The following is a 23,222-nucleotide window of genomic DNA, read 5'->3' as shown; positions in this document are numbered from 1 at the left end:
GGTCCACCACGTCGGGGGAGACAAAAAAAAAACGGGCCCCCCCCGCGGGGACCCTTCCTTTTTTATTGCTTCAGCGAAACATCACTTCGGCAGTTTGAACGCCATCACATAGTCGCCTTGTCTGGTCCCCAGTGAGCCGTGACCTCCGGCTACCACCAGCACATATTGCTGGCCGTCCTTGCCGGTATAAGTCATCGGTGTGGTCTGGGCACCTGCGGGCAGGCGTGCTTCCCACAACTGCTTGCCGTTACGGACGTCGTAGGCGCGCAGGTACTGATCCAGAGTGCCGCTCAGGAAAGCCACGCCGCTGGCGGTGGTGAAGGTGCCGCCCAGGCTTGGAACGCCCATGGTCAGGGGAATCGGGACCGGCGAGCTGTCACGCACGGTGCCGTTCTTGTGCATCCAGATGGTCTTGTGGTTGGTCAGGTCCACGGCTGCCACATAACCCCATGCTGGCGCCTGGCAAGGCAGGCCCATTGGCGAGAGCAACGCTTCGAGGATCACGCCATAAGGTGCGCCCTTATTGGGTTGCACGCCTTCGGTTTCGCTCTTGCGACCCGGCCCGGCTTCAACCTCGGCCGCCGGCACCAGTTTCGAGCGGAACGCCATGTAGCTCGGGTTGACGAACGCGATCTGACGAACCGGGTCAACCGAGATACCACCCCAGTCGAACACACCGAAGTTGCCTGGATAAACGATCGAGCCCTGCAGCGATGGCGGAGTGAAGGGACCTTCGTAGCGCAAGGATTTGAAATCGATCCGGCACAGCATCTGATCGAATGGCGTTACGCCCCACATGTCACGTTCCTTGAGGGGCGGTGGCATGAAGTTCAGGTCGGACTTGGGCTGGGTCGGCGAGGTGTGATCCCCTTCGACTGCGCCTTGCGGTACTGGTACTTCATTGATCGGCACAATGGGCTGGCCGTTGCTGCGGTCCAGCACATAGATGCTGCCTTGCTTGGTCGAAGCCAGCACTGCCGGTTTGACGCCATCGGCGGTTTTCATGTCCATGAGCGTCGGTTGACCGCCCACATCCATGTCCCACAAATCGTGATGGGTAAACTGGTAATTCCAGCGCACTTTACCGGTGGCGATGTCCAGCGCTACCAGGCCTGCGCTGTATTTCTCCGAGGCTGGCGTGCGGTTGCCGCCCCACTGATCAGGCATCTGATTGCCCATCGGCAGGTAGAGCATGCCCAGCTTTTCATCGACGCTGAACATGGACCACATGTTCGGCGAGTTGCGGGTGTAGGTCTTGCCTTCGGCGATAGGTGTCGTATCGTCCGGGTTACCGCTGTCCCAGTTCCAGACCAGGCGGCCGGTGTGAACGTCGTAGGCACGGATGACGCCCGAAGGCTCGTCGATGGAAACGTTATCGGTGACATGGCCGCCAATCACCACCAGATCCCTGGTCACCGCTGGCGGCGACGTGGAGTAGTAACCGCCCGGCGCGAAGGTGCCGATATTGGCGCTCAGATCGATCGAGCCTTTGTTGCCGAAGTCTTCACACATCTTGCCGGTATCGGCGTTCAGAGCGATCAGACGGGTGTCGGCAGTAGGCAGGAAGATACGGCGCGGGCATGCATTGACGGCATTGCTTCCGGCAGCCGGTGTGGCCGGGCTTTGAGCAGGGTCGCTCGCGGCATAGGCGGCGTCATCGTGATACGAGACGCCACGGCAGGTCATGTGAGCCCAGCCTTTGAAGTTGGCGGCGTTCTGGGTGCTGATCTTCGGATCGAAGCGCCAGATTTCCTTGCCGCTGTCCGGGTCCAGGGCGATCACCTGGCTATGCGGTGTACACACGTACAACATGCCGTTGACTTTGAGCGGTGTATTTTCGGCTGTGGTTTCTCCCGGATCGTTCGGTCCTGGGATGTCGCCGGTGCGATAGGTCCAGGCGGGCACCAGGGTGTTGACGTTCTGTGGCGTGATCTGGGCCAGTGGCGAGTAGCGGTCGCCGAAGCCGGTACGGCCATAGGACTGCCAGTCGCCATCGGGCATGGCAGGAGCGGTGTTGGTGGTGCCTGCTGTTTCGCGATCCAGTTGTCCTTCGATACGACCGGGATTTGTGAACTGGCTGGCCAGTGCGGTCAGGCCTGCTAGCACGACCGCGACCGTCAGGGCTCCTGTGCCCAGGCGGGCAGGTTCGCCACGCAGCAGAGGCCGACGAAACCATGGCAACAGCAGGACGATACCCAGTGCGAACCAGAGCGCCAGACGTGGCACCAGTTGCCACCAGTCGAGGCCGACTTCCCATAAGGACCAGACCGTGCTCGCAAACAACAGAAGCGCATACAGGCCAAGGGCGGAGCGATGTCCCAGGATGAGCAGCACGCCGGTGACTGTAAAACCGATGCCTGCCAGCAGGTAGTAGAGCGAACCATCCAGTTGCATCAGTCTGAGGCCGCCAACCAAGAGGACCAGTCCCATCAGCGCGATCACCAGACCGAGCAATGTGGGTAACAGGCGATTTCTACTCAAAGCACCTTCAGTGCTCATAATGCGAATCTCCGTGACGATTGAATGTTTTATTGACGCTGTTGTGCGCATCGCACGTTGGCGTCATGTTTTTGAACGCTAGTTCTTGAAACGAATTTCCGACAGCCGATATCAACCATTGGTCAGAAAGCGGCATTGAGGCGTAGACCGCCATGGCTGGCGTTCGTGCATTGAAATGGCGATGACACGTACTGCCCGATGGCGTACGACGTCAGGCCAGGGTAGAGAATGATAGGGAGCTAACTAATTATTGACCAGACACAAACCTGACAGGCACTGTTGCGCCATTGGCAACAGTGCTGCTCGCAAGCGCCTGCGCATTGCACGCAGGCGCTTTTCCACGAGGGGTCAGAAGGTGGTGCGTAAGCCGACTTGCACGCTACGGCCCTGGGCCGGTGCGATATCCCGCAGGATCGAGCTGGCGTAGCGCACGGTCTGGTTGGTCAGGTTCTCGCCATTGACGAAAGCCAGCCATTGGCTGCTGCCCAGATTGAAGCGGTAACCGGCACTGGCTCCCAGCGTGGTGTAACCATCGGTCGTGGATTCGTTATCCGGGACTCGACGCTGAGCGCTGGCATGCTCGATATCGAGGCGAGCCTGCCACTTGTCCAGTTCCCACAGCAGGCCACTGTTCAGACGCAAGGGTGCGATACGGGGCAAGGCTTCGCCGGTATCCAGATTCGTGGCGCGGGTGTAGTCACCGGACAGTTCCAGTGCCAGGCTGCCATAGCGGTTTTCACCCAGCTTCCAGTGGTCCTGGGCCTCGAAACCGCTGAAGCGCGCACGAACGCCAGCGTAGTTGAATTCCGGGATGCCGTTGGCATCGTCCTGTCCGTCGTCATCGACGGTACGACCACTGCCCAGCAAGCCGATGTAGTTGGAGAAGTGGCTGTAGAAAACACCCGCGCTGCCTTTGTGGGTGCCATTGTCGAAGCGCAGGGCCAGATCGCTGGAAACCGCTTTCTCTTTCGACAGGTCGGCATTGCCACGCTCGTAAGTGCCGGTGGCCACGTGAGCGCCATTGGCATACAGCTCATAGAAGGTCGGCGCCCGCTCGGTGTAACCCAGCGTTGCCGCCAGGGACCAGACCGGCGTCAGGGTGTAGACCGCGCCCGACGACAGGCTGCCCGCCGTGAACTTGCTGGAGTTGTCGGCGGCAGCGAAACGATCCTTGCCCTGAGCATCGGGATTGACCGTAGTGTGTTCGATACGTCCGCCCAGGCTCAGCTTCAAGCGCTCGGTGGCTTGCAGTTCTTCAAGAATGAACAGCGCGCCAGCATCGGTATCGGTCTGCGGCACGAAGGCCTCTTCACCCAGGGCAGAAAACTCGCTGCGGGTTATCTGTGCGCCCACCACGCCATTGACTGGCCCGATGGGTTGATGACGAGCTTCGATGCGGGCTTCGTAACCCTTGTTCTTGAAGGTGGTGCCGACTTCGCCGCCTTCGATCTCGCGGTGTTCATAGTCGGTGTAGCCCGCGTCCAGTTTGACCGACGTGAAAGGCCCGGACAGATTGCGGATCTCGGACGCAAAAGCGTAATGCTCCTGCTGCATGCGGATACGCACGTCCTGCTCGGCGGGTGAGCCGTAGTTGGAGTCGTAGTTGCTGTACGACACGCCCGCATAGCCGTCATCCCAGGTGTAAGAGCCGCCGACGGCGCCGCCGTCCTGGCGTCCATCGCTGTTGCTCAGGCGTTTGTTCTTGTCACCGTCTTCGCTGCCTTGTGAACGCAATTCGCGGGTGCGGGCGTATCCCGGGATGCGCAGGTCATTGAACTCACGGGCGTTGGCATCGATATGCAAGGCGAACTGCCCGTTGCCGGCTTCCAGTTTGCCCGCGCTGCTGCGGGTGGTATCGGCACCGCCGTAACGCAACTCGCCAGCACCGTGAATGCCTTCGATGGCTTCGGTGGGGATGCGGTTATCGAAGGTGTTGACCACGCCGCCGATGGCGCTGCCGCCATAGAGCAAAGCCGTCGGGCCACGCACGATTTCCACACGGTCGACATTCACCGGGTCCAGCGGGACGGCGTGGTCGTAGGACAGGGACGAAGCATCCAGCGCGCCTACGCCGTTGCGCAGAATGCGAATCCGGTCACCGTCCATGCCGCGAATGATCGGGCGGCTAGCGCCCGGGCCGAAATAAGACGAAGAAACGCCAGGCTGCTTGTTCAGGGTTTCACCCAGGCTGCCTTTCTGCTCAAGGGTCAGGGCATCGCCTTCCAGAACCGTTGTCGGCGTTGCCAGTTGATCGCTGCCCAGCGGGTTGGCCGTGATGACCTGAGGTTGCAGCTCAAGGCTTTCGGCTGCATGGGCAGGAGCGGCAAGCAGCAGAGCGGTTGCCAGTGGCGTCAGGCGCCAGAGCAGGTTGCGGTGCATCGATGACATGGTGATTTCCTTGGCGGGGCGTGTAGCAGAGCCCCAGGTCGAGAGCAGTGTGGGTGTGTAATCTATAGTTACAATATAACATCTCTTTTTGGCTTGAGAAGGGGAACTTTCTGCCAGGTGCTCTGAAGCTTTCCTGTGGTCGGAGCCAACGAAACTTCGGTCATCTCACGCTAAGCTCTTCCTACCTTCTGATGACTCGTCTAAGGTGCGCACCTTCGCATTCATCAAGCTTCAAGGTCAGTCATGACAACAACCCAGAACGACCCTCTGCACGGCGTCACGCTGGAACAGATCCTCAAGGCTCTGGTCGAGCACTATCAATGGTCCGGTTTGTCTGAGCGCATCGATATTCGCTGCTTCAAGAGTGATCCGAGTATCAAGTCCAGCCTGACTTTTCTGCGCAAGACGCCCTGGGCTCGCGAGAAAGTGGAAGCGCTGTACGTGAAGCTGCATCGCAGCAAGGGCTGGTAAGACACTCGGCATGGACGCTGGCCTTCAAGGATCAAACGATGCACAGCGAACATCCGCAACTGACGCAGGGACAGCGTCGCTACACGCTTGTTGCCGCCTGCCTGGGCTGGTCCGGCCTGGCTATCCAGATGTATCTGATTTTCTGGGCGCGCTGGGCCGATCAGGCCAGCCTGCTGGGTGGTCTGGTTCGTTTTTTCAGCTTCTTTACGGTCTTGAGCAACACGCTGGTCGCGGTGGCGCTCACCTGTGCATTGAGTCACCGCCAGTCCCGCGGGCATGATTTCTTTCGCAATCCGGTCGTGTGCGGCGGCATTGCTGCCAGCATTGCGCTGGTAGGTATCGCCTATAACCTGCTGCTGCGCCATCTGTGGCAACCACAAGGCTGGCAGTGGGTCGCGGACGAATTGCTGCACGACGTCATGCCGCTGATCTTCGTGGTGTATTGGTGGCTGTATGTGCCCAGAGGCAGGCTGCGTTTTAACCATGTGCTGCTGTGGACGCTGTACCCGATCCTCTACTTCGGCTATGTCCTGCTGCGCGGCGATGCATTGGGGGATTACATGTACCCCTTCATCGATGTCGGCACGCTCGGGTATGCGCAGGCCTTTATCAATGCGGGTGGCGTGCTGTTGGGGTTTGTAGTGATTGCGCTGGTTTTGCTGGGGATTGATAAAGGGTTTCGCGAAAGAACGCTTCGATGAGTGCGTTCATTCGCGAAGAGGCAGCCTGATCAGCCTTCGTCATTCTCATCCAGACGCCAGTAACCAGCCGCCTTGACGAACCCCTCATCAAGCCCGAATTCGTCCAGCAGCACACGGCGGATCTTGCGTGACAAGGCCGCTTCGGTGGCGACCCAGGCGTAGAGCTTGCCTGCCGGTATTTCCAGGCCGCGGGCAACTTCCAGCAGGTTCTGTTCGTCGCGCACGACCCAGGTGACATCCACCTTTGCCTGGCTTGCGAGAGCCTGTTGCTCATCCTTGTTGGCAATCTCGATTACCACCCGGGCGCTGCGATTCGCCGGCAGCGACTCCAGGCGTCGGGCAATGGCCGGGATGGCGGTTTCGTCACCGATCAGCAGATAGCTGTCGAAGATATCCGGCACCACCATCGAGCCGCGTGGGCCTGCTATATGCAGGAACTGCCCCGGCTCGGCCTGCGCCGCCCAAGTCGCGGCAGGGCCGTCACCGTGCAGGACGAAATCGATATCCAGTTCGCCTGTGGCTTCGTCGTAACGACGCGGCGTGTAGTCGCGCATGGCAGGGCGTGGGCCATCGCCGCTGCTGCCGGGTGTGAAGTTGTCCAGCGCCGTTTGCTCTTCGGGTGTCTGGGCGAACAACAGCTTTACGTGGTCATCGGTGCCCAGGCTGATGAAGCCCGCCAGTTGCGGCCCGTGCAGGGTGACGCGACGCATCAGCGGGGTCAGCTCGGCGACACGCAGGACTTCAAGCTTGCGCATGCGGATTTCATGGTTGACGCGATGGATCGATTGCTGCGAATTCATACGGACTTCTCCGACACAGATTGGGGGCCATCAACGATGGATTTGGCAGTCTCATTGAGCAGGTCGCGAACGCGAAGAATTTCCTCCGGGCTCCAGCGGCCATGGTGCATCTGCAGCGCGTGACGCAGGTTATGCACCGCTTCATGGATTTCCGGTGGACGGTCATGGCCGCGCAGGGAGCGCTTGCTGACTTCGATCCGCATTCTTACGCCATCGAGCGCAACGGCCTGTTCAGTCAGCGACTCCAGACCGGCAGCCGTGATGGTGTAGAGCTTCTTGCCGCCTTGGGCATCGCCAAGGACCAGTTCGCTTTCTTCAAGAAAGGTCAGGGTGGGATAGATCACGCCTGGGCTTGGGCTGTAAGCACCGTCGAACATGCCTTCGATCTGGCGGATCAGGTCATAGCCATGGCAAGGCTGTTCGGCAATCAAGGCCAGCAGCAACAGCTTCAAGTCGCCGGGCGCGAACACTCGGGGGCCACGTCCGCCGCGTTCACGGCCTGGGCGTTTTTCAAATCCATCGCGGCCATCGCCATATTCGCGAAGCAGTGGACGGTCGTGGGGGCGGTGAGGGTCATCACGCATTCTCTTCATCTCTCGTTACGATTTAGATATACCTTAAGATATATCTTAAATGTTTCGCAAAGAGATACAGACGAACGGTCTCATGCGCTTGGAGAGGGCGCACCGCACATGGCATGCCCGCCATTTTCCAGATAGGGCACAAGAATGGGAGCCATACCCTTGAGCACTTGCACCGGCAAGGCCGAGGTAAACCTGAAACCTTCTGCGGCGCGGCCAGGGACAAAAGCGGTCAGGGTGCCGAAGTGGTTTTCACCGAGGTAGAACACAAAAGTGGCTGTGCGGTTGATGGCGCGCGAACTGATCACCCGTCCACCCGCACCAATGCTTTCGATACGGTTGTCGCCGGTGCCCGTCTTGCCTCCCATGGCCAGGATGCTGCCGTCCTGCAGTTTGAAAGTGCCTTGCACACGCTTTGCCGTACCGCCATCCACCACCTGCGACAGCGCTTCGCGCATGGCGGCTGCCACTTCGGAAGGCAGCACGCGCTTGCCCAGCTCCGGGTTGCTGGCCAGCACGGTTTCATAAGGCGTGCCAGCAGCAAAATGCAGGCTGTCGATGCGCAGGGCAGGCAGGCGGATGCCATCGTTCTGGATGATGCCGATCAGCTCGGCCAATGCCGCAGGACGGTCGCCCGAGCTGCCGATGGCCGTCGCCAGTGAGGGCACCAGATGATCGAACGGATAACCCACCCGCTGCCAGCGCTGTTCGATATCCAGAAACGCCTCGACTTCCATCATCGTGCGGATGCGGCTGTCCCGAGCGCTCTTGTGTCGGCTCTTGAACAGCCACCCATAGACTTCCTGGCGTTCATGACGGCTGGCGGCAACCGCATCCTTGAACTGCGCTTCGGGGTATTTGAGCAAGTAGCCGAGCAGCCACAGGTCCAGAGGATGGACACGAGCGATATAGCCCTGATCCGGCAAGTCGTAGGCACCAGGCCCGTAGTTCTTGTACAGCTCGGCCAGGCGCTTGTCGGTAAGTTTCGGGCTGGTTGCGGCATCGACCAGATGAGCGCGGACAAAGGCATTGAAGGCTTCCTGATCGGCACCCGGCAACAGATAGCGATGCACCGCCGCCAGGCGGATTGCGGTGGGATGGATGCCATCGAGAAAGGTGTCCAGCCGTTCCTGAGTGGGTTTGTCCTTGTAGCGCTTCCAGAACTTGAGCAGGAAAACCGTGCCTTCTCGATCGGCAAACTGGCTCAGGTATTCCTGACGGCGCGGGTTGTTGTCGTCCTTGAGCAACGCGGCGCTGTTGTTCGGTGCCTGATAGGTGCTGTAGCGCACCAGATCGCGCATCAGACGAATGAACGGCAGGTTGATCGACTCGCGCAAGGACTCGCGCAGGGTCGGAATCCGCTCGTTGTCTTCGCGGCGAAAATTGTTGAAACGATGCAGGCCTCCGCCGGTAAAAAAGCTTTCTCCGGGGCTGGCCGAGTACTGCCGATCCAGTGCCGCGGAGAGCATTTTCGACAGGTCCCGGTCCTTGTTCTGTATCAGGTAATCCACGGCCCAGCGGGTCAGTCGGTCGGGTTCTTCCACTGGCGTCTTTCTCAACTCTGCCACGCTCGTGGCGGCGTAGCGTCCGTGCAGTTCGGCGATGATCTCCAGGTAGGTGGTCAGTACCCGCATCTTGGCAGTGGAGCCCAGTTCCAGCTTGCTGCCTTCGTTGATGTCGAACGGCTGGTCGGTGCTGTCGGTCTGGACCCTTACCCGAGAACCGTCGGGGCCGCGCTCGAACAACGTGAAGCTATAGCGCACCTGAGCCGTACTGGCCGGTGACAGCAGTCGCTCGCCGAACAGACCGATCTTTTCCGCGAACTCCGGGTTAGCCAGGTCGCGCAGGTACTGGCTGACGCTGTTTTGCAGCTCGCCCTGCAAGGTGCTGGTGGCCGACAGATCGAGCCGGTCCAGATCATAAAGCGGGCGATTGAGCAGATTGGACAACCGACTGCGCGCAACGCTGATGCCCTTGTTGGTTTCGATGGGCTGGATCGTCGGTTGCTGTACCCAGTCACGGTAGGTGACGGTGCTGGCCAGTGCGGCATTTGCCAGCGGCTCATCGACGACCTTGGCCTGGGCGAGCAAGCGGATATGGCTGTCGGTAAGGTCCGCCAGTTCCAGTCGGCCCTTGGTCAGATAGTACGAAGGACGGCGCTGGGCGATGACCAGCGATAACACTTCGCGCAGTGCCAGACCTTTTTCGGCCAGGCCTTTTGCGTCGCTCGGCTCTGAGGCAAGTATCTGATTGGTTTTTACGAAGTCGGCACCGAACCAGACCCGCAAACCTTCGGCCATGCCATGAACCTCGCCATGCCCGGGTACGGCAGATAACGGCACACTGTTGAGGTAATCGCGCACCACATGCTGGCGCGCCTGCAAGGTCTGTTCGCCCGGCAGATAGGCCCGCACACTGGCAGAAATCATCTGCCGCAACTTTTCCGAACCCGATTGCGTCAGGCCGTCTGGCGAGTGGCGATATTTTTCCAGTTGCGTCGCCAGGGTGCTGCCGCCTGCCGACTGACCCGGTATCGCAAAAATCTTGGCCACCTGCGAAAGGGCAGCCTTGGCGAAGCGCGGCCAATCCACGGCCGGGTTGGCCAACGGCTGCTGTTCATCTAGCAGATCCCGGTTCTCGATAAATAAAAGACTGTTCACTACCAAGGGCGGGATGGCGGTGAAGTCCGCGTAGAGTTGCTGCGGATAGCGAAACTCATACAGCGGCTCGCTACGGCAATCGGTGATCGACAGGCCGGCCTGGATTTTCTCCTCGTAAGGCACGAAAAAACCGTGCTGGCTGTAGCGCAACAGTTCGGGAGAAAAGCGTGTCTGGCGGGTAATCAGATAGTCGCGCTTGAGCAGACGCGACAGGAACTCATCCATCGACGAATAGCCCAGACGCTTGTCGAACGGACCCGCACCGGGATAGACCACCGCATCGCTCGGACCGGGCTCCAGGGTGTAACTCAAGCTGGCAGCAAAGCGACTGAACTCCTTGGCCTGGAGCCTGGAACTGCGGCTTTCGACGGCAATGGCTGCCCCCAGTGCAACGCCACCCATGACCACCACAACCCAGAACACCCTCCACCCGTAACGCTTTCGCCGGGGAGGGCTGGACATGGGAGGGTCATCCTGACGCTCAGCAGAAATCACACCTTGCCTGGTATCGGAATGCCGTAATACGCCCATGATCGATTGGCCCGGTCACGCTATCAGTCGCACTTGTCTCAAGCTTAGACGCTGACCGGGGCGGCGGGAAAAAATGTCTTGGGGTGTGGGACATTTCGGGCAAAAGAGGGCGTGATGATTGCTTCACGGTATCTGTATTGATGGGCAAGGATGTTGCCCGGAAAGGCGTAAGTTACTTCTGAAATTAAAATATGTAGGAGTTTTCCTTTTGTTTTATTCGGGATTGAACCTGATGGGGCTTGATGATTATGTCCGGCTTGTCAGTGGCAAGGGTGCCCTGAATAAAAAATACCAAGGAAGTTATCATGAACAAAAACAGGAACTCGTTTTACCCTGTGTTTTTATCCGGGGTTATATGGGCGTTTTCAGGCCACTCCCTGGCGCAGACGGAGGGCACTGTCGAACCTCCCGCTTCGACTGCCGGGCAGGAGCAACAGTTACAAGATATCGACGGTGAAACGTTTACGGTATTGAGCGACCGCATTCATCAGATCGAACAGATATTGCAGAGCGTCACCTCGGTGGATCGTTATAGTTTTACAGCCGTTCGCGGGCAGGATGTATTGCTTGCAACGCCCGGAGGCGGTATCTCGAACCGGGTATGGAAAATTGAATATCAGGTCGATGGCGGAGCATGGCAGCTCAAGAAGTACGACGGGCCTGAGGCCTTCCGGAGTCTGAAACCGGGAGCGCGGGTCAATATTCGGGTGCTGGCTTCTGACGGAGTCCGATTTGATAAAGCGGGCTACAACATCGTTTTCGGCTCGTACCCCCATATGCGCTATGACCTTCATGACGAAGAGGGCTTGCTGAAAATACCTTATGGCTTGACCAAACCGCCTTTCCTGGCCACACAGGCTTTTACGAAGGCATTGCTTGAGGGGACATTTACCGATAGCAAGGCTTATCCGTTGGAAGGTGGGGTGATGAATTTTGAGTTGGAGCCCCATGAGGGTCTTGAATCAATTCCTAAAAGCTTTACCTCTGATGCAGAGGGCCGGATTTCCGAGCTTATCGAATTTGATCGTTGTGAGAGCGGTAACTATGCAGATAATTTCGTTCATAAGCACAATGGCCGCAATACCTGGAGTACTCAATATCTTGTCGGGAAGTACGGTGCGGTCAATGTATTGCTGGGGAGCATGGCGGATAAACCGCATGTGTACGCTTTTGGGCATATCTGCAAGCGAACGCTGATTAATTGGTCCAGAAACTGAGAGTATAAGCAAGGTGATCTGTCTGAAGGCGGCAGATCACCCCTTTATCAATCAAGCCCTGATATCAATCAACGAGGGCTCTCGTTTCTCTGCATTTTCATGAATCTGCCGTATCCACTCTTCGCTCAAGTCATTTTTTCTGACGGCTACGATTTTTCCATAATCAATGGTGTCTTGAAAGTTCATGAGATTCAGAATGTATTTTCCGCCAAATCTTTCTGTATCATGGTCGACAAGAGCCATCATGGCTTTTGCGTGAGACTGAACGCTTTCTTTGAAGGCCTCAATATTGTTGAGTGTGTCTGTAAGCCACTTTATTTCATCCTCGCTCAGGCTGTTTTCAGTCGCGATTATTTTTATCTGGGCATCGTCTCCCAAGGTATAGCTGAAGCCTTTGTTGGCCAGGTCTGGCCTTAGCTCGATAAGCTCTTTTCTAAAACTATCGTAGTAGCTTTGCTGGACAGTCAAGTTGATCCAGGCACTTGATTCTAGATGCTTTAGATAGTGTTCTTTGGTCATGGGACGTTTTTCTGACTTTATAAAGTCATCACTATATATATAGAATTTCCCCTTCCATGGCTCTTCCTCCCGCGTATAAAACTCTTTGGCTCGTGCCTCTTTGGCACTCAGGGTGGGCTCCGCTTCTGAAACAGCCGTTTTTGCAGGTGTTGAAAGGCCGGGTTGAACAGAGGGCAGTTGAGGTTTCACCGCATTTGATACAACGCTGCTGATATTCATGTCTTGCTCCTTTATAGAATTGGCTCCCTATCAGTAGCGGCCGCTGGAAGTAAAACTTGGCCTGATAACGCTGTGGGAAAGTTCCGAGAGGAGGTTTGTGTGAGACGCTGTTCTCAAATCTATTGCAGATGAGGTGATTGGCGTTGAGTTTTATATTTTGTAGGAGTTTTCTTTTTTCATATTGTCCAGGGTTGATCTTCATGACCCCTGATGATTATGTCCTGCATGTCAGTGGCAAGAGAGCCCTGGATGAATAATGGAATATTGAGAGAGCTATCATGCCTAAGAATAAAAGGTTTTTTTATCGTTTCCTGATGTCTGGCGCTTTAGTGATGACATGCCAGTCCTTTGCGCACACTAAAGAGATAGCCAAGTCTCCCGGTTTACCTGCCGGGCAAGCGCCGCAAGTGCAGGAAGTTTCAGGACAGGCCTCAACCTTTTTGGGTGACCGCCTTAACCAGATCAATCAGACATTGCAGAGTGCCGCGTCGGTGCATCGCTATCGGTTCATATCATTGCGTGGTCAGGATGTACTGTTGGCGACGCCTGACTATGATGCATCAAGTGCTATGTGGAAGGTCGAGTATCAAGTCGATCATGGCGACTGGAAACCCAAGACGAATAGGGAGCCGCAAGCCATCCGAGACTTGAAGCCTGGATCGCGGGTCAATGTCCGGGTGATGGCTGCCGAGGGTGCCAGTTTTGAAAAAGCTGACTACCGCATGGTGTTGGGTTCGTATCCCTATATGCAGTATGACCTTCATGATGAAGGCGGTTTCCTGAAAATTCCTTATGGATTGACCAGGCCTTCCTTCCTGGCCACTCAGGCTTATACCAAGGTATTGCTTGAGGCTACCTTTACCGATAGCAAGGCTTATCCATTGGCGGGAGGTGTCATGGATTTCAAGCTGGAGCCTCATGAAGGATATGCAGAGATCAATAAAGTGCTCACCTCTGATAGCCGCGGGAAAATTTCAAGGTTTATCGAGTTCGGTCGCTGTGAGGGCGGGGATCTTGCGGGGGATTTTGCTCACCCGAGTACGGGTAACAATATATGGAGCACCCGTTATAAAGTCGGGAAATACAGTGCACATAATGTACTCCTTGAAAGCCTGGACGATAAACGGCAGGAGTACGCTTTCGGACATATCTGCAAGCGTTCGCTGGTTAACAGGTCTGGTAGTTAAACGACAGGAAAGTTTCGCTGCCTGATGGCTCAGGCAGCGAACAGTCTGTTTCAGGCGCGGATATCGACCAGAGGCTTTTCGTTGTCCTCTCGCTTGGGTGCAAAGCGTTCAATCTGGTAGATGATGGTGTTCATAAAGTTGCCGATGGTGTTGCGGCTGAATATCTGGCCGTAATCAATGACCTTGCTGTAGGCCTCCAGATTGAGCTTGTGCTCGTTGCCGAACTTCTCGGTGTAGTGATCCGTCAATGTCATGACGCTTTTTGCATGGGTGAGCAGATTCTTCTTGAGCCCACTGCGGTCATTGAGACTTTCCGTCAGGTAGCTGAGTTCGGCCGGTGTCAGCACGCCATCGGGGTCGGTCACTTTTATCTGCTGGTCCAGGCCGAGCGTGAAGCCGAAGTGTTTCTTTGACAGCGCCGTATTCAGAAAGGAGAGTTGCTGCTTGAAGTCGTGAAAATTGTCGAACATGGCATGCATGGACGTGGTGAAGGTCTTTAACTCTTTCTCAAGATAGTTTTTTCTCATGTCTTCAGTGGTTTTGTCGGACAAGTTTTTATAAGGCTCTAAAATCTCACCTTTTGATGTCTTGGGTAGCCAAGGCGACTTTTCTGGTCGATAGAACGCTTCATTGGCATCATGTCCCCTCTTGATGGCTGCTGGCGGTGTGCTTGATATTTTGTCAGTAGAAACAGCGCTTAAGGCAGGCTCAATTGCTGGGGGTTGCCAGTTTTGCAAGGCAGGGGAAGGCGAATTGATGTTCATGGCACAGTCTCATGGTTTATACAGTCGACTGTTTAGCGGCGGATTTTGAGGAAACTTGTCCTGATAAGTGTGTAGGAATAGTCCCAGAGACAAGTGCATTAAGGATGCTTGTAAGAGGTTTCTCTTTTTTATACCCGTTAAGTCAGTTTTGCAGGACGATTTTTTTGAAGAGACAAATCATCTTTGATCAGCGGAGTCTTGCAAATAAACGAGCTAGCAAAGTCCATATTTGCCAGCCCGTTTACATTAAAACCTGCCTCAAGCCGTGACTACTCTCTGCGGGCTCCCCAACCGCTTGTTCAATTCCAACCCGTTGGCCATCAATACCATCAAACCCAGTCCGACTATCGCGGTGGTGACTTGCATCGGCCAGGTATCGCCTGCCAGGGCGTTGGCCATATCCGCCAGTGGTGCAAGCAATACGCCCAGGCAGAAGACTTCAAGGGAGTAACGCCCCATACGGCAGGTCTGTTGCGCAGGCCAGTTGTCGAGCCAGGTGTGGCGGGTCGGCAGCAATTTGGCGACTACATAGACCAGAGCCAGGAAGTGTACGAGGCGGGCAGGTTCCAGGTCGGTCTTGCTGATGGGGTACAAGACTTCCAGGCCGAGGGTCGAAACCAGTACGCCATGCAGTCCGGGCCATTTTTCGCTGAAGGTCAGCGCGCCTGCAATCACCACATACATGGCGCTCAGCAGAAACAGTGGCTGTTGGTGCAATGGGCGTTGTTCGACCCTGGCGATGGCCGGTTTCGTGGTTTGCAATGCGCAGGCACCGCCCAGTACGAACAGCAGTTGCCAGGCCACCGGATTGAAATACCAGACCCCGCCACCTTCGTAAGCGCGCAGGTTCCAGCCAAACAGCGGCACCATCATGTACAGCGCAATGGACAGGCCCACCGCCACTTCAACCTTGCGCAGCATCAACGGCAGGATCAGCGGCAGCGCCAGTAACAGCAGGATGTAGAGGGGCAGCGGGTCGGTCAGATTGGGTTTGAAGCGCAGCAGCAATTCGTCGGCCAGCGCCTGTTGCGGATTGCCGACAAAGTATTCGAGGCCCATCTGCTGGACCATATCGCGGGTTTCGACATGGTTGTTGGCCACGAACACGATGCCCATCAACAGCGTCAGCAGGAAGATATGCACCACATACAAGACCCATGTGCGGCGCAGGATACGCACACAGGCCACCATCATGCCGTCGCGCCGGGCGATGCGTCCGTAGGCCAGGATTGCGGCGTAGCCAGCCAGGAAGACGAATACCTCTGCGGCATCGCTGAAGCCGAAATTGCGCAAGGTCAGTTGCGCCAAAGGGTTGTCGGGCACGTGATCCCAGAAAATGAAGATCAGCGCCAAACCTCGAAAGAAGTCGATTCGATAATCGCGTCCGTTAGTCATAACGGTGGGCTCTTGAAAGTTTGTCGATTGATTAAGGATCAACCGCAGAGGGTTGAGGTTCCGCACCGCCAGTCAGTAGTCGGTCGGCGGCGCGGCAGGGTGGCGTTAATCAACGAGAAATGCAAAAGCCGGGCTATTACAGAATGTCTCCATTGTGGCCGGTTCAGTTGAGTTCGGCAGGCTCGAAGCTGTCCGAACGTGCCATTTGCCACATCCTTGAATAGAAACTGTCGTCCTGCACGCCGTTGAGCAACTGGCCCGGTTGCAGGAATACATGCGTCTGCGAGAACAGTTTGATTTCCGTCGCCGACATACGGCGTACCAGGTGTTTGGGTTCCAGTTGCGATGGCTGGTCAAGCCCGGCTGCCGCGAGCATCTCGGCCAGGGCCTTGAGGGTGTTGCGGTGAAAGTTGAAGACCCGCTGGGCCTTGTCCGGCACGACCAGGGCTCGTTGTCGCAAGGTGTCCTGTGTTGCAACGCCGGTCGGGCATTTATTGGTGTGGCAGCTTTGCGACTGGATACAGCCGATGGCGAACATGAACCCCCGCGCCGAGTTGGCCCAGTCGGCGCCGATGGCCAGTACGCTGGCGATATCGAACGCACTGACGATCTTGCCGCTGGCGCCGAGCCTGATCTTGTCCCGCAGGTTCAGACCCACCAGTGTGTTGTGTACGAAAAGCAGGCCTTCACGCATTGGTGAGCCTATGTGGTCGGTGAACTCGACAGGCGCCGCACCGGTACCCCCTTCAGCACCGTCGATAACGATGAAGTCGGGATAGATACCGGTTTCCAGCATGGCCTTGGCGATCCCCATGAATTCCCACGGATGGCCCAGGCAGAATTTGAAGCCTATCGGCTTGCCGCCAGACAACTCGCGCAGTTGAGCGATGAACTGCATCAATTCACAAGGTGTCGAGAATGCACTGTGCCGGGACGGCGAGATGCAGTCTTCGCCCATGGGAATGCCGCGGGTATCGGCGATTTCCTGGGTGACCTTGTGCTTGGGCAGAATACCGCCATGGCCCGGTTTGGCGCCCTGGCTCATCTTGATTTCAATCATGCGCACCTGCGGGTCACGTGCTTGAGCGGCGAAGCGTTCTGGATCGAAGCGGCCGTCTGCGCCACGGCAGCCGAAGTAACCGCTGCCCAGCTCCCAGGTCAGGTCGCCGCCATGTTCCCGGTGATACGGGCTGATACTGCCTTCACCAGTGTCATGGGCGAAGTTGCCCAGCTTGGCGCCCTGATTCAATGCCCGGATGGCATTGGCGCTGAGGGAGCCAAAGCTCATCGCCGAAATATTGAAGATCGAGGCCGAATACGGCTGTGTGCATTGCGGGCCGCCGATCTGCACGCGGAACGAATTCGGGTCGCTCAAAGGTGCAGGGCGCATGGAGTGGCCGATGAACTCGAAGCCGGTTTCATAGACATCGATCAGCGTACCGAACGGCCTGTCGGCGGTTTCGTTCTTGGCCCGTGAATACACCAGCGAGCGCTGGGCGCGGGAGAAGGGCAGGGCGTCGCTGTCGGACTCCAGCAGATACTGGCGAATCTCCGGGCGGATGGCCTCCACGGCGTAACGGATATTGCCCAGAATCGGGTAGTTGCGACGTACCGAATGCGGGGACTGCAGCAAGTCGATGATACCGACCACACTCAGGACCGCGGTCAGCAAGGTAAATGGCCAAAGCCACTCGTGATGCCAGAACGGCAGGCTGAGCAGGGTAAACAGCACGCAACCAACGAAGACTGCATAACGACTGAGTAGCGATAGGCTCATATGACATCCTTGGGCTGATAACGGTTTTCTACACATGCGCCCCGTCTTTTTGCCGCAGGACTGCATACATCGGTGGTCGGCTCATGAGCCGTTGCATGAGAAATGTAGCAGGCGGGGGATAAATGAATAAGGGCGAAGGCCGCTATCGTGCGGTTCTTCGCCCTTGATCGAGGCTATTGTCAGTTGGCGGGGTTGGTTGGCTGGTACTGGAACGTCGGCCCGGTGAAGGTTTTTGGATCAGGTATGCCGGACATCATCGCCTTGGCCTGGCCCTTGAGCGACATCATCAGGCCCATCGCCGTATTCATCCGGTTCTGACTCGAATCGCCGTTGAACAGGGCATGCAACGACTGGAGCAGGCTGGTGTAGGTGTAGTTGAAATTGTCGTTGGCAAAGGATTGTACCGTGCCCGGATCATAAGGGCCCGGGTCGGTTTTAACAGGGTAGACGCCTGTGTGGTCGAGCGTTATCGGGTCACCGGCATAGGCATATTTATCCTCAGGCGTCGGGCCGCCATCGGGTGTTGCAATCAGTCGCTTGCCTTTCTTGATCTGCATGAAACGATAGTAGTGCGCGTAGCCAGGGCCTACGACTTCGAGAGGGGAAAGCGAAGTACCTTCGCCCTGGTCGATGATGGTCTTAATGGCTTGTCTGGCCGTGGCGACATTGCTGACCACCACCGACTCGCGCATCAGATCAGGGCCGACCTGATTGGGTGACGGATTGAGAAAGGCACCGTCGCCGAGCTGTTCTATGGCTTGGATGATGGCGGTATAGAACTGCCCGATGGTGAGGTCTTTTTGCGCGGCGAGCAGCTTGAAGTCGAGGGCGTGTTCAGGCTCTTCGATCTGCAGGAAAGTCTCCAGTTGTTTCTGCGAGAACGGAGCCAGATGCACGGTCAGGTCCGATTGCACGCCACCGGGCAACGGGCCCGGGTATTTAGGAATAAATCCCGGTGAGTCGATGACTGGCGAGCCGCCGAGGGCGTTCATCACATTGCTTGCCAAGGTCATGTGCAGCATTTCTTCGACGACCACCGAGGAAATGATGGCGGCGATTTCCGGGTTCTTGGTGGCATCGAGCGAATAGAGCGCATAGAGGTAAGGCGGGATCGTGGAGTGCTCCAGCTCGACAGCCTGTTGAAGCGCTTCAAGCACCGCTTGTACCGTTACGGTCGGGCCTTGCAGGCCCGCAATGGTCGAAAGTTGAAGACGGATCATGGGCATTACCCCCTTTGGGTTTGGTTGATCAGACGACGAGCAGCCGCTGCGGCTTTGCCACCTCGGGCGGCGTTTGCTAAGGCGGCTTCTTCCGGGGGCGTGGAAGAAGTGGCTTCACGGGTCTGGAGTGCAGCTTTCGGGGTTGCCTTTGTGCCTGGCAAAGGATTCTTGAGCCAGGCAAGAATGGCTTGGCGTTTGGCGGGAGACAGATCTCGCGTCACCGGCATCGAGTTGGCATCGTGGATATCCAGGCTGAAAGCAAGCGTCAGTAACCCGGAGGTTTTCACCACCGAGTCGAAATCCGCCATGTTCAGAAAGCGCAGCATCACCGGGTATAGGTTGGCGTATTGCTGGAAGATCGGCTGGATATCGTCCCAGGTCGGTGCAGCAGGAACGGTGTAGCCGCTCCAGAGCAGAACGCTGATGAAATCCCATTGGTTGATGGGGCCTGCATTCATGCCAACTTCTGTGAAGGCCGGGCGGATGCCGTAGACCTGACCGTCGATTGAAGAGTTGCTGTTTTTGAAGCCGCGAGGGATGCCCGGATCGCTTACGCTGAGTGACAGCACGGCTTTGCCGTTGACGTCGGTTACTGCTGTGTCGGCGAAGTGCAGCGCGCTTTCTGGTTGCCCTACCGGCGGGGGCGTCATGACAAGTATTGGGTCGGGTGATGCTTGTAGCTGAGAGCTGTCACGAGTGAAGGACACCGAAATCCCGGCCAGCGGTTGGCCATACTGCGTTGCGTAGACCGGGATGTCGACTTTCTCGTCTGGGCTCAGACGATAGACAAATTTGTCGGCGCGTACGAAGGCTGCATTGGCCCATTCGTTGATGAGGATGCCCTTATTGCCTGACAGGACCAGCACACTGGTCTGGGCAACCTGAAGTTGCTGCGCCGACAGAGGCAGCACCACGATGCCTGCGGTCTTTGCATACCAGTCGGGATTACTCGAATAGCCATCACTTCCTTGAGACGCAACGGTGCCCAGAGCAATGATGGTGCCCTTCGGCTGTGTCGGCGTCAGAAGCGGTTCATAAGCGCCGAGCTGCAGATCCCCGAGGTCATTTAGGCCTGCTCCCGGAGCTGTTGTGGAGAGCGCATTACCCAGATCGAGGTAAATGCAACTCGATCCTGTGTCGATGACAGCCGGGAAGAAGTTGATGCCGCCAATCGGGGTGAAGAAGTTTCCCTTAGGTGAGGCCGCTGCCATGAAGTGGCGGCCAAGCACCAGATGTCGAGGCTCCTCTGTCAGGTAAGGCCCTATAGTGCCTACGATTCGACCGCACATGAAGTTCGGCGATGTATTGTCCATGTTCAGGCCGTCAACATTGAACTTGATTGACAGCTGTCCTGTAGCTTGGGCGGCCTGTTTCAACTGGCTCAGAAATGCAGAGTGAGAAACATCGCCCCATTGCAGATTCTGCAATACCGATTGATACATCGCGCCTGCACCGATGTCTCCCGAGCCCGAACCGGTTGCGCGATCCCATATATCGATGAAGGCAGCAGGCAGGAATTGCCCGCTAAAAAGTGTGTCGCCATTGAGGTCCGCGATCCGCACCTCCAGCCCCCATATTTCCGACACCAATTGCTGTTCGGGGTCGAGATCGACCATCTTGGCTGGCACACGGCCGTTGGAGTCGGCAATGATGTAGCGTAGTACTGGATCGGACTGAGTCACTGCGCCAGCCGAGGTCCAGGCTGAATTGATGGTGCAACCCAGCAGGCGAAAAGCAGCATCTCCTTGAGGATTGAACCACCCGTTAGCTTGGTGTATACCCTTGCCTTGCAGCTCTTGATAGCTGGATTTGAACGCATCATTGTCATAGTGCCCAGCGTCGTTGTTTACCGTCGACACATTCGCCTGGAATTGCCCGGCAAAGTGAAGCCTGAGGGAGTTCAGATAACTCACGTCGAATACCTCCTTGTTGCGTCCATGTTGCGAAAGGGTGTGTCCGTACTGCGTCCTGCCAAAAAGCGTGTTCAGGTGTTGAAGGGCTCGATGAGGCCGACCGGATTGCCTTCCGGGTCCTTGAACATCGCGAAGCGGTAGCCATCGATGGCGGCTGGCGGCATGAGCGCTGATCCGCCTGCTGCCAAAGCGGCTTCAAGCACCGGCTCCAGCGCATCGACCAGCAGATAGAAGTTGTGTCCGGGCTCGAAACCGGGAATGGCAGAGTCAGCCTGACCGATGCCGCCAAGCAGCGGCGGAATACCGGCCGGAAAGTGGATGTAAGAAAAACCGCCCGTCCCGGTCTGATACTGCCAGCCGAACACTTGCTGATAGAAAGCCCTGGCGGCTGTCGAGTCTTTGGCGATGATTTCAAACATGACTACCGGATGCCGATTACCGACCTCTTCTGCCTCTTGAACGTTGCGCCCGGAAAAACCGGCCAACTTGTCGAGAAACTGCACGGTGGTATAGGGCTTGCCGTTCGACGACACGAAGCAATGGCCATACTGCGCCACGAAGTCGGTGAAGAGCGGCCCGTTCACATGGGCGAGAAACGCATCGGGGCTTGCATACGTCTCGAAGAACAACACGAGCAATGGATCAGGTGGCGGTAGCGATTGCAGCCGGGCATCGGCACCGAAGGGGGTGTTTACCAGATAGGTGAGGGTGCCGGGCTCGCTGGCTTGTACGTCGAGGGCAAGTTGCATCAATCCCTGGCGCGCTTCTATTTCCTGGCCCGGCTGGATGAACCACTGTGAAGTCAGGCTGATCGGCATACTTCCTCCTTGAATATAAACAGGTGCTGTGCAGACACGGCGATACAGCGCACTTCACTCTCCCGATATCGTGACGGCTGCGTACGGTTTTACGAGAAGCCAGCCCGATCACAGGCCGGCAGAAACCCGGACGTGTAGTCCACGGATCATTGCAAGATCAAAGAGTGCTCACTGCAATAAAGGCAAAATGCCAAGCACTTGTGCTGTCTATGGAAAACTTCCAATGCATGCGGCCTGGAAAGGCAGTTTGAAAGTAGATGACTTCGTGATTAATGCCACACGGATGATGAAAAATATATTTATCGAACGGATCTTTTCGATATAAACATCATGATTAAAAAAACTGGAGAATGTTTCTCATTTTCAACAGGGTTTTATGGCAGCACGCCAGTTTTTATATCGTGCTTCATGATGAGGTTGCTGTTTGCCATTCAACAGCTTGATAAACATCAAGTTGTGAGTTCAGCCTCAACTCTCCAATACCCACGGTTTTATATGTCGCAGCCGTTCGGCCATTGAATAGATATCTTCACGTCCTTCCAGACTGGTCCAGCGAAGATGCTGGATCAATGCCTGCTCTTTGGGGTTCAGCGCAACGAAGCCCAGCTCGTCGGCCTTGCGCATGAAGCTGTCGCGTGGCTCTGCAGGAGTGCTGGCAGCAATCACTTCCTGCAAGGCGCTTTGCAGCATCGAGACATAACCCACCAGCATCGAAGGGTTGCAGAGCACATCGGTCTTGTTGACGTAGCCATCGAGCAGGCGCAGCGAGTCGCGGGCTTCGATCAGGCGCTCGTAAGCCGAATGAGGAAGGTCATAGTGGGTGATATCAGGCATGAGAAATCCTACTGACGTGTTATTTCATCCGCAGTCCAGAACCGATCGGTGGACGGATCCGTGCGGCTGTGAGTAGTAGGCGCTGGCGTGCCCACGGCTCGCCCTTGACTGGATGCCGTGCTGGCGGGCGTGCTGTCCTGGCTACCAGTAAGCCGGGAGAACCATCCCGGGCCGCTGATTTGGCAGAGGCGGGGCGAACCATAGCTCCAAGCGCCAGCCCGATCAAGTTCAGGGGTGAACCGGCAAACGGCACTGATTATCATTAATGGAAAGCATTGTGTTATGGTATAACGGTACTGAAATGACTTGCCCGGAGGCCCTCATGAAACCTGACATCCATCCTGCTTACCGCACCGTGCTGTTCCACGACACGGCTGCCGACGTGTATTTCCTGATCGGTTCCACGGTCGATACCGATCGCACGCAACAGCATACCGACGGCAATACCTATCCTTACGTGGCACTCGACGTATCCAGTGCCTCGCACCCGATGTACACCGGCCAGCAACGCAAGACCACCACCGAAGGCCGTATCGCAGGCTTCAACAAGCGTTTCGCAGGTTTTGGCTCCGGCAGCAAGGCGGGCACTCCGTCCGCTTGATGCGGTGCCCCGTTCCCCGATTTTGGGCGATCTGTGCAGGATTGCCCGGACCGGGGATTTTTTTGCCTGCTTTTCAGACATGCGACCACTGAGCCTCTGGACTAATGCCGGGCATTGCTTTTATCTT

Annotated in this window: 18 protein-coding genes; 5 read left to right on the top strand and 13 right to left on the bottom strand. The window is 56.7% G+C overall.

The features are described from left to right. Positions 1–81: 81 nt before the first annotated feature. Together K5D32_RS08615 and K5D32_RS08610 are read right to left on the bottom strand one after the other, a co-directional pair. Positions 82–2,499 (bottom strand): glucose/quinate/shikimate family membrane-bound PQQ-dependent dehydrogenase, encoded by a 2,418-nt coding sequence (locus tag K5D32_RS08615; protein ID WP_221599880.1) that lies wholly within the window; start codon positions 2,497–2,499, stop codon positions 82–84. Between the two features lie 348 nt (positions 2,500–2,847). Continuing rightward, complete coding sequence (locus K5D32_RS08610) at positions 2,848–4,878, bottom strand: TonB-dependent receptor (protein ID WP_221599975.1); 2,031 nt, start codon at positions 4,876–4,878, stop codon at positions 2,848–2,850. A 252-nt stretch (positions 4,879–5,130) separates the two neighbouring features. On the opposite strand from K5D32_RS08610, the gene K5D32_RS08605 reads away from it, so the two are divergent. After that, positions 5,131–5,358 carry a VF530 family DNA-binding protein gene (locus K5D32_RS08605; RefSeq protein WP_025261551.1) on the top strand — a complete coding sequence of 76 codons (228 nt, stop codon included), beginning with the start codon at positions 5,131–5,133 and terminating at the stop codon, positions 5,356–5,358. A gap of 38 nt (positions 5,359–5,396) precedes the next feature. Further along, complete coding sequence (locus K5D32_RS08600) at positions 5,397–6,059, top strand: Pr6Pr family membrane protein (RefSeq protein ID WP_221576118.1); 663 nt, start codon at positions 5,397–5,399, stop codon at positions 6,057–6,059. A gap of 29 nt (positions 6,060–6,088) precedes the next feature. Here the strand turns inward: K5D32_RS08600 and K5D32_RS08595 are convergent, their stop codons facing one another. The 3 genes from K5D32_RS08595 to K5D32_RS08585 form a co-directional block, all read right to left on the bottom strand. Then, complete coding sequence (locus K5D32_RS08595; RefSeq protein ID WP_221599878.1) at positions 6,089–6,859, bottom strand: siderophore-interacting protein; 771 nt, start codon at positions 6,857–6,859, stop codon at positions 6,089–6,091. Continuing rightward, the gene (locus tag K5D32_RS08590; protein ID WP_221576116.1) at positions 6,856–7,452 is read right to left on the bottom strand and encodes a PadR family transcriptional regulator; all 597 of its coding nucleotides are present in this window, start codon (positions 7,450–7,452) and stop codon (positions 6,856–6,858) included. The genes K5D32_RS08595 and K5D32_RS08590 overlap by 4 nt, the downstream gene beginning before the upstream one ends. Before the next feature lie 71 nt (positions 7,453–7,523). Continuing rightward, a complete protein-coding gene (locus tag K5D32_RS08585) occupies positions 7,524–10,631 on the bottom strand; it encodes a biosynthetic peptidoglycan transglycosylase (protein WP_221599876.1) in 3,108 nt (1,035 codons plus the stop codon). A 305-nt stretch (positions 10,632–10,936) separates the two neighbouring features. Between K5D32_RS08585 and K5D32_RS08580 the strand changes: the two genes are divergently transcribed. After that, positions 10,937–11,848, top strand: a complete 912-nt coding sequence (locus K5D32_RS08580) for a hypothetical protein (RefSeq protein ID WP_221599874.1) — start codon at positions 10,937–10,939, stop codon at positions 11,846–11,848. Positions 11,849–11,899: 51 nt separating this feature from the next. On the opposite strand, the gene K5D32_RS08575 is transcribed toward K5D32_RS08580, so the two are convergent. Further along, positions 11,900–12,586, bottom strand: coding sequence for a hypothetical protein (locus K5D32_RS08575; RefSeq protein ID WP_221599872.1), 687 nt, complete (start codon positions 12,584–12,586; stop codon positions 11,900–11,902). 278 nt (positions 12,587–12,864) lie between these two features. Between K5D32_RS08575 and K5D32_RS08570 the strand changes: the two genes are divergently transcribed. Beyond that, positions 12,865–13,773 carry a hypothetical protein gene (locus tag K5D32_RS08570; protein WP_260407313.1) on the top strand — a complete coding sequence of 303 codons (909 nt, stop codon included), beginning with the start codon at positions 12,865–12,867 and terminating at the stop codon, positions 13,771–13,773. A gap of 50 nt (positions 13,774–13,823) precedes the next feature. On the opposite strand, the gene K5D32_RS08565 is transcribed toward K5D32_RS08570, so the two are convergent. The 7 genes from K5D32_RS08565 to K5D32_RS08535 all read right to left on the bottom strand — a co-directional run bounded on the left by K5D32_RS08565 (position 13,824) and on the right by K5D32_RS08535 (position 22,494). After that, positions 13,824–14,537 (bottom strand): hypothetical protein, encoded by a 714-nt coding sequence (locus K5D32_RS08565; protein ID WP_221599870.1) that lies wholly within the window; start codon positions 14,535–14,537, stop codon positions 13,824–13,826. A 258-nt stretch (positions 14,538–14,795) separates the two neighbouring features. After that, positions 14,796–15,932, bottom strand: coding sequence for an OpgC domain-containing protein (locus K5D32_RS08560; protein WP_221599868.1), 1,137 nt, complete (start codon positions 15,930–15,932; stop codon positions 14,796–14,798). A gap of 163 nt (positions 15,933–16,095) precedes the next feature. Further along, entirely contained in the window at positions 16,096–17,709 is a 1,614-nt protein-coding gene (locus tag K5D32_RS08555) for an FMN-binding glutamate synthase family protein (protein WP_198725506.1), read from the bottom strand. A 179-nt stretch (positions 17,710–17,888) separates the two neighbouring features. Beyond that, a complete protein-coding gene (locus K5D32_RS08550; protein WP_221599866.1) occupies positions 17,889–18,929 on the bottom strand; it encodes a ferritin-like protein in 1,041 nt (346 codons plus the stop codon). 5 nt (positions 18,930–18,934) lie between these two features. After that, complete coding sequence (locus tag K5D32_RS08545) at positions 18,935–20,842, bottom strand: hypothetical protein (protein WP_221599864.1); 1,908 nt, start codon at positions 20,840–20,842, stop codon at positions 18,935–18,937. 71 nt (positions 20,843–20,913) lie between these two features. Then, the gene (locus tag K5D32_RS08540; RefSeq protein WP_221592563.1) at positions 20,914–21,660 is read right to left on the bottom strand and encodes an antibiotic biosynthesis monooxygenase; all 747 of its coding nucleotides are present in this window, start codon (positions 21,658–21,660) and stop codon (positions 20,914–20,916) included. A gap of 468 nt (positions 21,661–22,128) precedes the next feature. Next, the gene (locus K5D32_RS08535; protein ID WP_221576109.1) at positions 22,129–22,494 is read right to left on the bottom strand and encodes a hypothetical protein; all 366 of its coding nucleotides are present in this window, start codon (positions 22,492–22,494) and stop codon (positions 22,129–22,131) included. A 322-nt stretch (positions 22,495–22,816) separates the two neighbouring features. Between K5D32_RS08535 and K5D32_RS08530 the strand changes: the two genes are divergently transcribed. Continuing rightward, on the top strand, positions 22,817–23,095 hold the full coding sequence (locus tag K5D32_RS08530) for a type B 50S ribosomal protein L31 (RefSeq protein WP_025261537.1): 279 nt from the start codon (positions 22,817–22,819) through the stop codon (positions 23,093–23,095). Positions 23,096–23,222 lie beyond the last annotated feature (127 nt).

The sequence above is a fragment of the Pseudomonas cichorii genome (assembly GCF_019719005.1).
GTDB classification, from domain to species: Bacteria; Pseudomonadota; Gammaproteobacteria; order Pseudomonadales; family Pseudomonadaceae; genus Aquipseudomonas; species Aquipseudomonas cichorii_E.
Note: the sequence above shows the minus strand (reverse complement) of the source record. Positions and strands in the feature narration are given on the sequence as shown.

What these genes read in the sequence shown, in the direction of transcription:
- K5D32_RS08615 (WP_221599880.1), bottom strand. Translation starts at nt 2,499, where the DNA reads ATGAGCACTGAAGGTGCTTTGAGTAGAAATCGCCTGTTACCCACATTG.
- K5D32_RS08595 (WP_221599878.1), bottom strand. Translation starts at nt 6,859, where the DNA reads ATGAATTCGCAGCAATCGATCCATCGCGTCAACCATGAAATCCGCATG.
- K5D32_RS08600 (WP_221576118.1), top strand. Translation starts at nt 5,397, where the DNA reads ATGCACAGCGAACATCCGCAACTGACGCAGGGACAGCGTCGCTACACG.
- K5D32_RS08560 (WP_221599868.1), bottom strand. Translation starts at nt 15,932, where the DNA reads ATGACTAACGGACGCGATTATCGAATCGACTTCTTTCGAGGTTTGGCG.
- K5D32_RS08535 (WP_221576109.1), bottom strand. Translation starts at nt 22,494, where the DNA reads ATGCCTGATATCACCCACTATGACCTTCCTCATTCGGCTTACGAGCGC.
- K5D32_RS08565 (WP_221599870.1), bottom strand. Translation starts at nt 14,537, where the DNA reads ATGAACATCAATTCGCCTTCCCCTGCCTTGCAAAACTGGCAACCCCCA.
- K5D32_RS08575 (WP_221599872.1), bottom strand. Translation starts at nt 12,586, where the DNA reads ATGAATATCAGCAGCGTTGTATCAAATGCGGTGAAACCTCAACTGCCC.
- K5D32_RS08570 (WP_260407313.1), top strand. Translation starts at nt 12,865, where the DNA reads ATGCCTAAGAATAAAAGGTTTTTTTATCGTTTCCTGATGTCTGGCGCT.
- K5D32_RS08550 (WP_221599866.1), bottom strand. Translation starts at nt 18,929, where the DNA reads ATGATCCGTCTTCAACTTTCGACCATTGCGGGCCTGCAAGGCCCGACC.
- K5D32_RS08540 (WP_221592563.1), bottom strand. Translation starts at nt 21,660, where the DNA reads ATGCCGATCAGCCTGACTTCACAGTGGTTCATCCAGCCGGGCCAGGAA.
- K5D32_RS08610 (WP_221599975.1), bottom strand. Translation starts at nt 4,878, where the DNA reads ATGCACCGCAACCTGCTCTGGCGCCTGACGCCACTGGCAACCGCTCTG.
- K5D32_RS08580 (WP_221599874.1), top strand. Translation starts at nt 10,937, where the DNA reads ATGAACAAAAACAGGAACTCGTTTTACCCTGTGTTTTTATCCGGGGTT.
- K5D32_RS08605 (WP_025261551.1), top strand. Translation starts at nt 5,131, where the DNA reads ATGACAACAACCCAGAACGACCCTCTGCACGGCGTCACGCTGGAACAG.
- K5D32_RS08555 (WP_198725506.1), bottom strand. Translation starts at nt 17,709, where the DNA reads ATGAGCCTATCGCTACTCAGTCGTTATGCAGTCTTCGTTGGTTGCGTG.
- K5D32_RS08585 (WP_221599876.1), bottom strand. Translation starts at nt 10,631, where the DNA reads ATGGGCGTATTACGGCATTCCGATACCAGGCAAGGTGTGATTTCTGCT.
- K5D32_RS08590 (WP_221576116.1), bottom strand. Translation starts at nt 7,452, where the DNA reads ATGAAGAGAATGCGTGATGACCCTCACCGCCCCCACGACCGTCCACTG.
- K5D32_RS08530 (WP_025261537.1), top strand. Translation starts at nt 22,817, where the DNA reads ATGAAACCTGACATCCATCCTGCTTACCGCACCGTGCTGTTCCACGAC.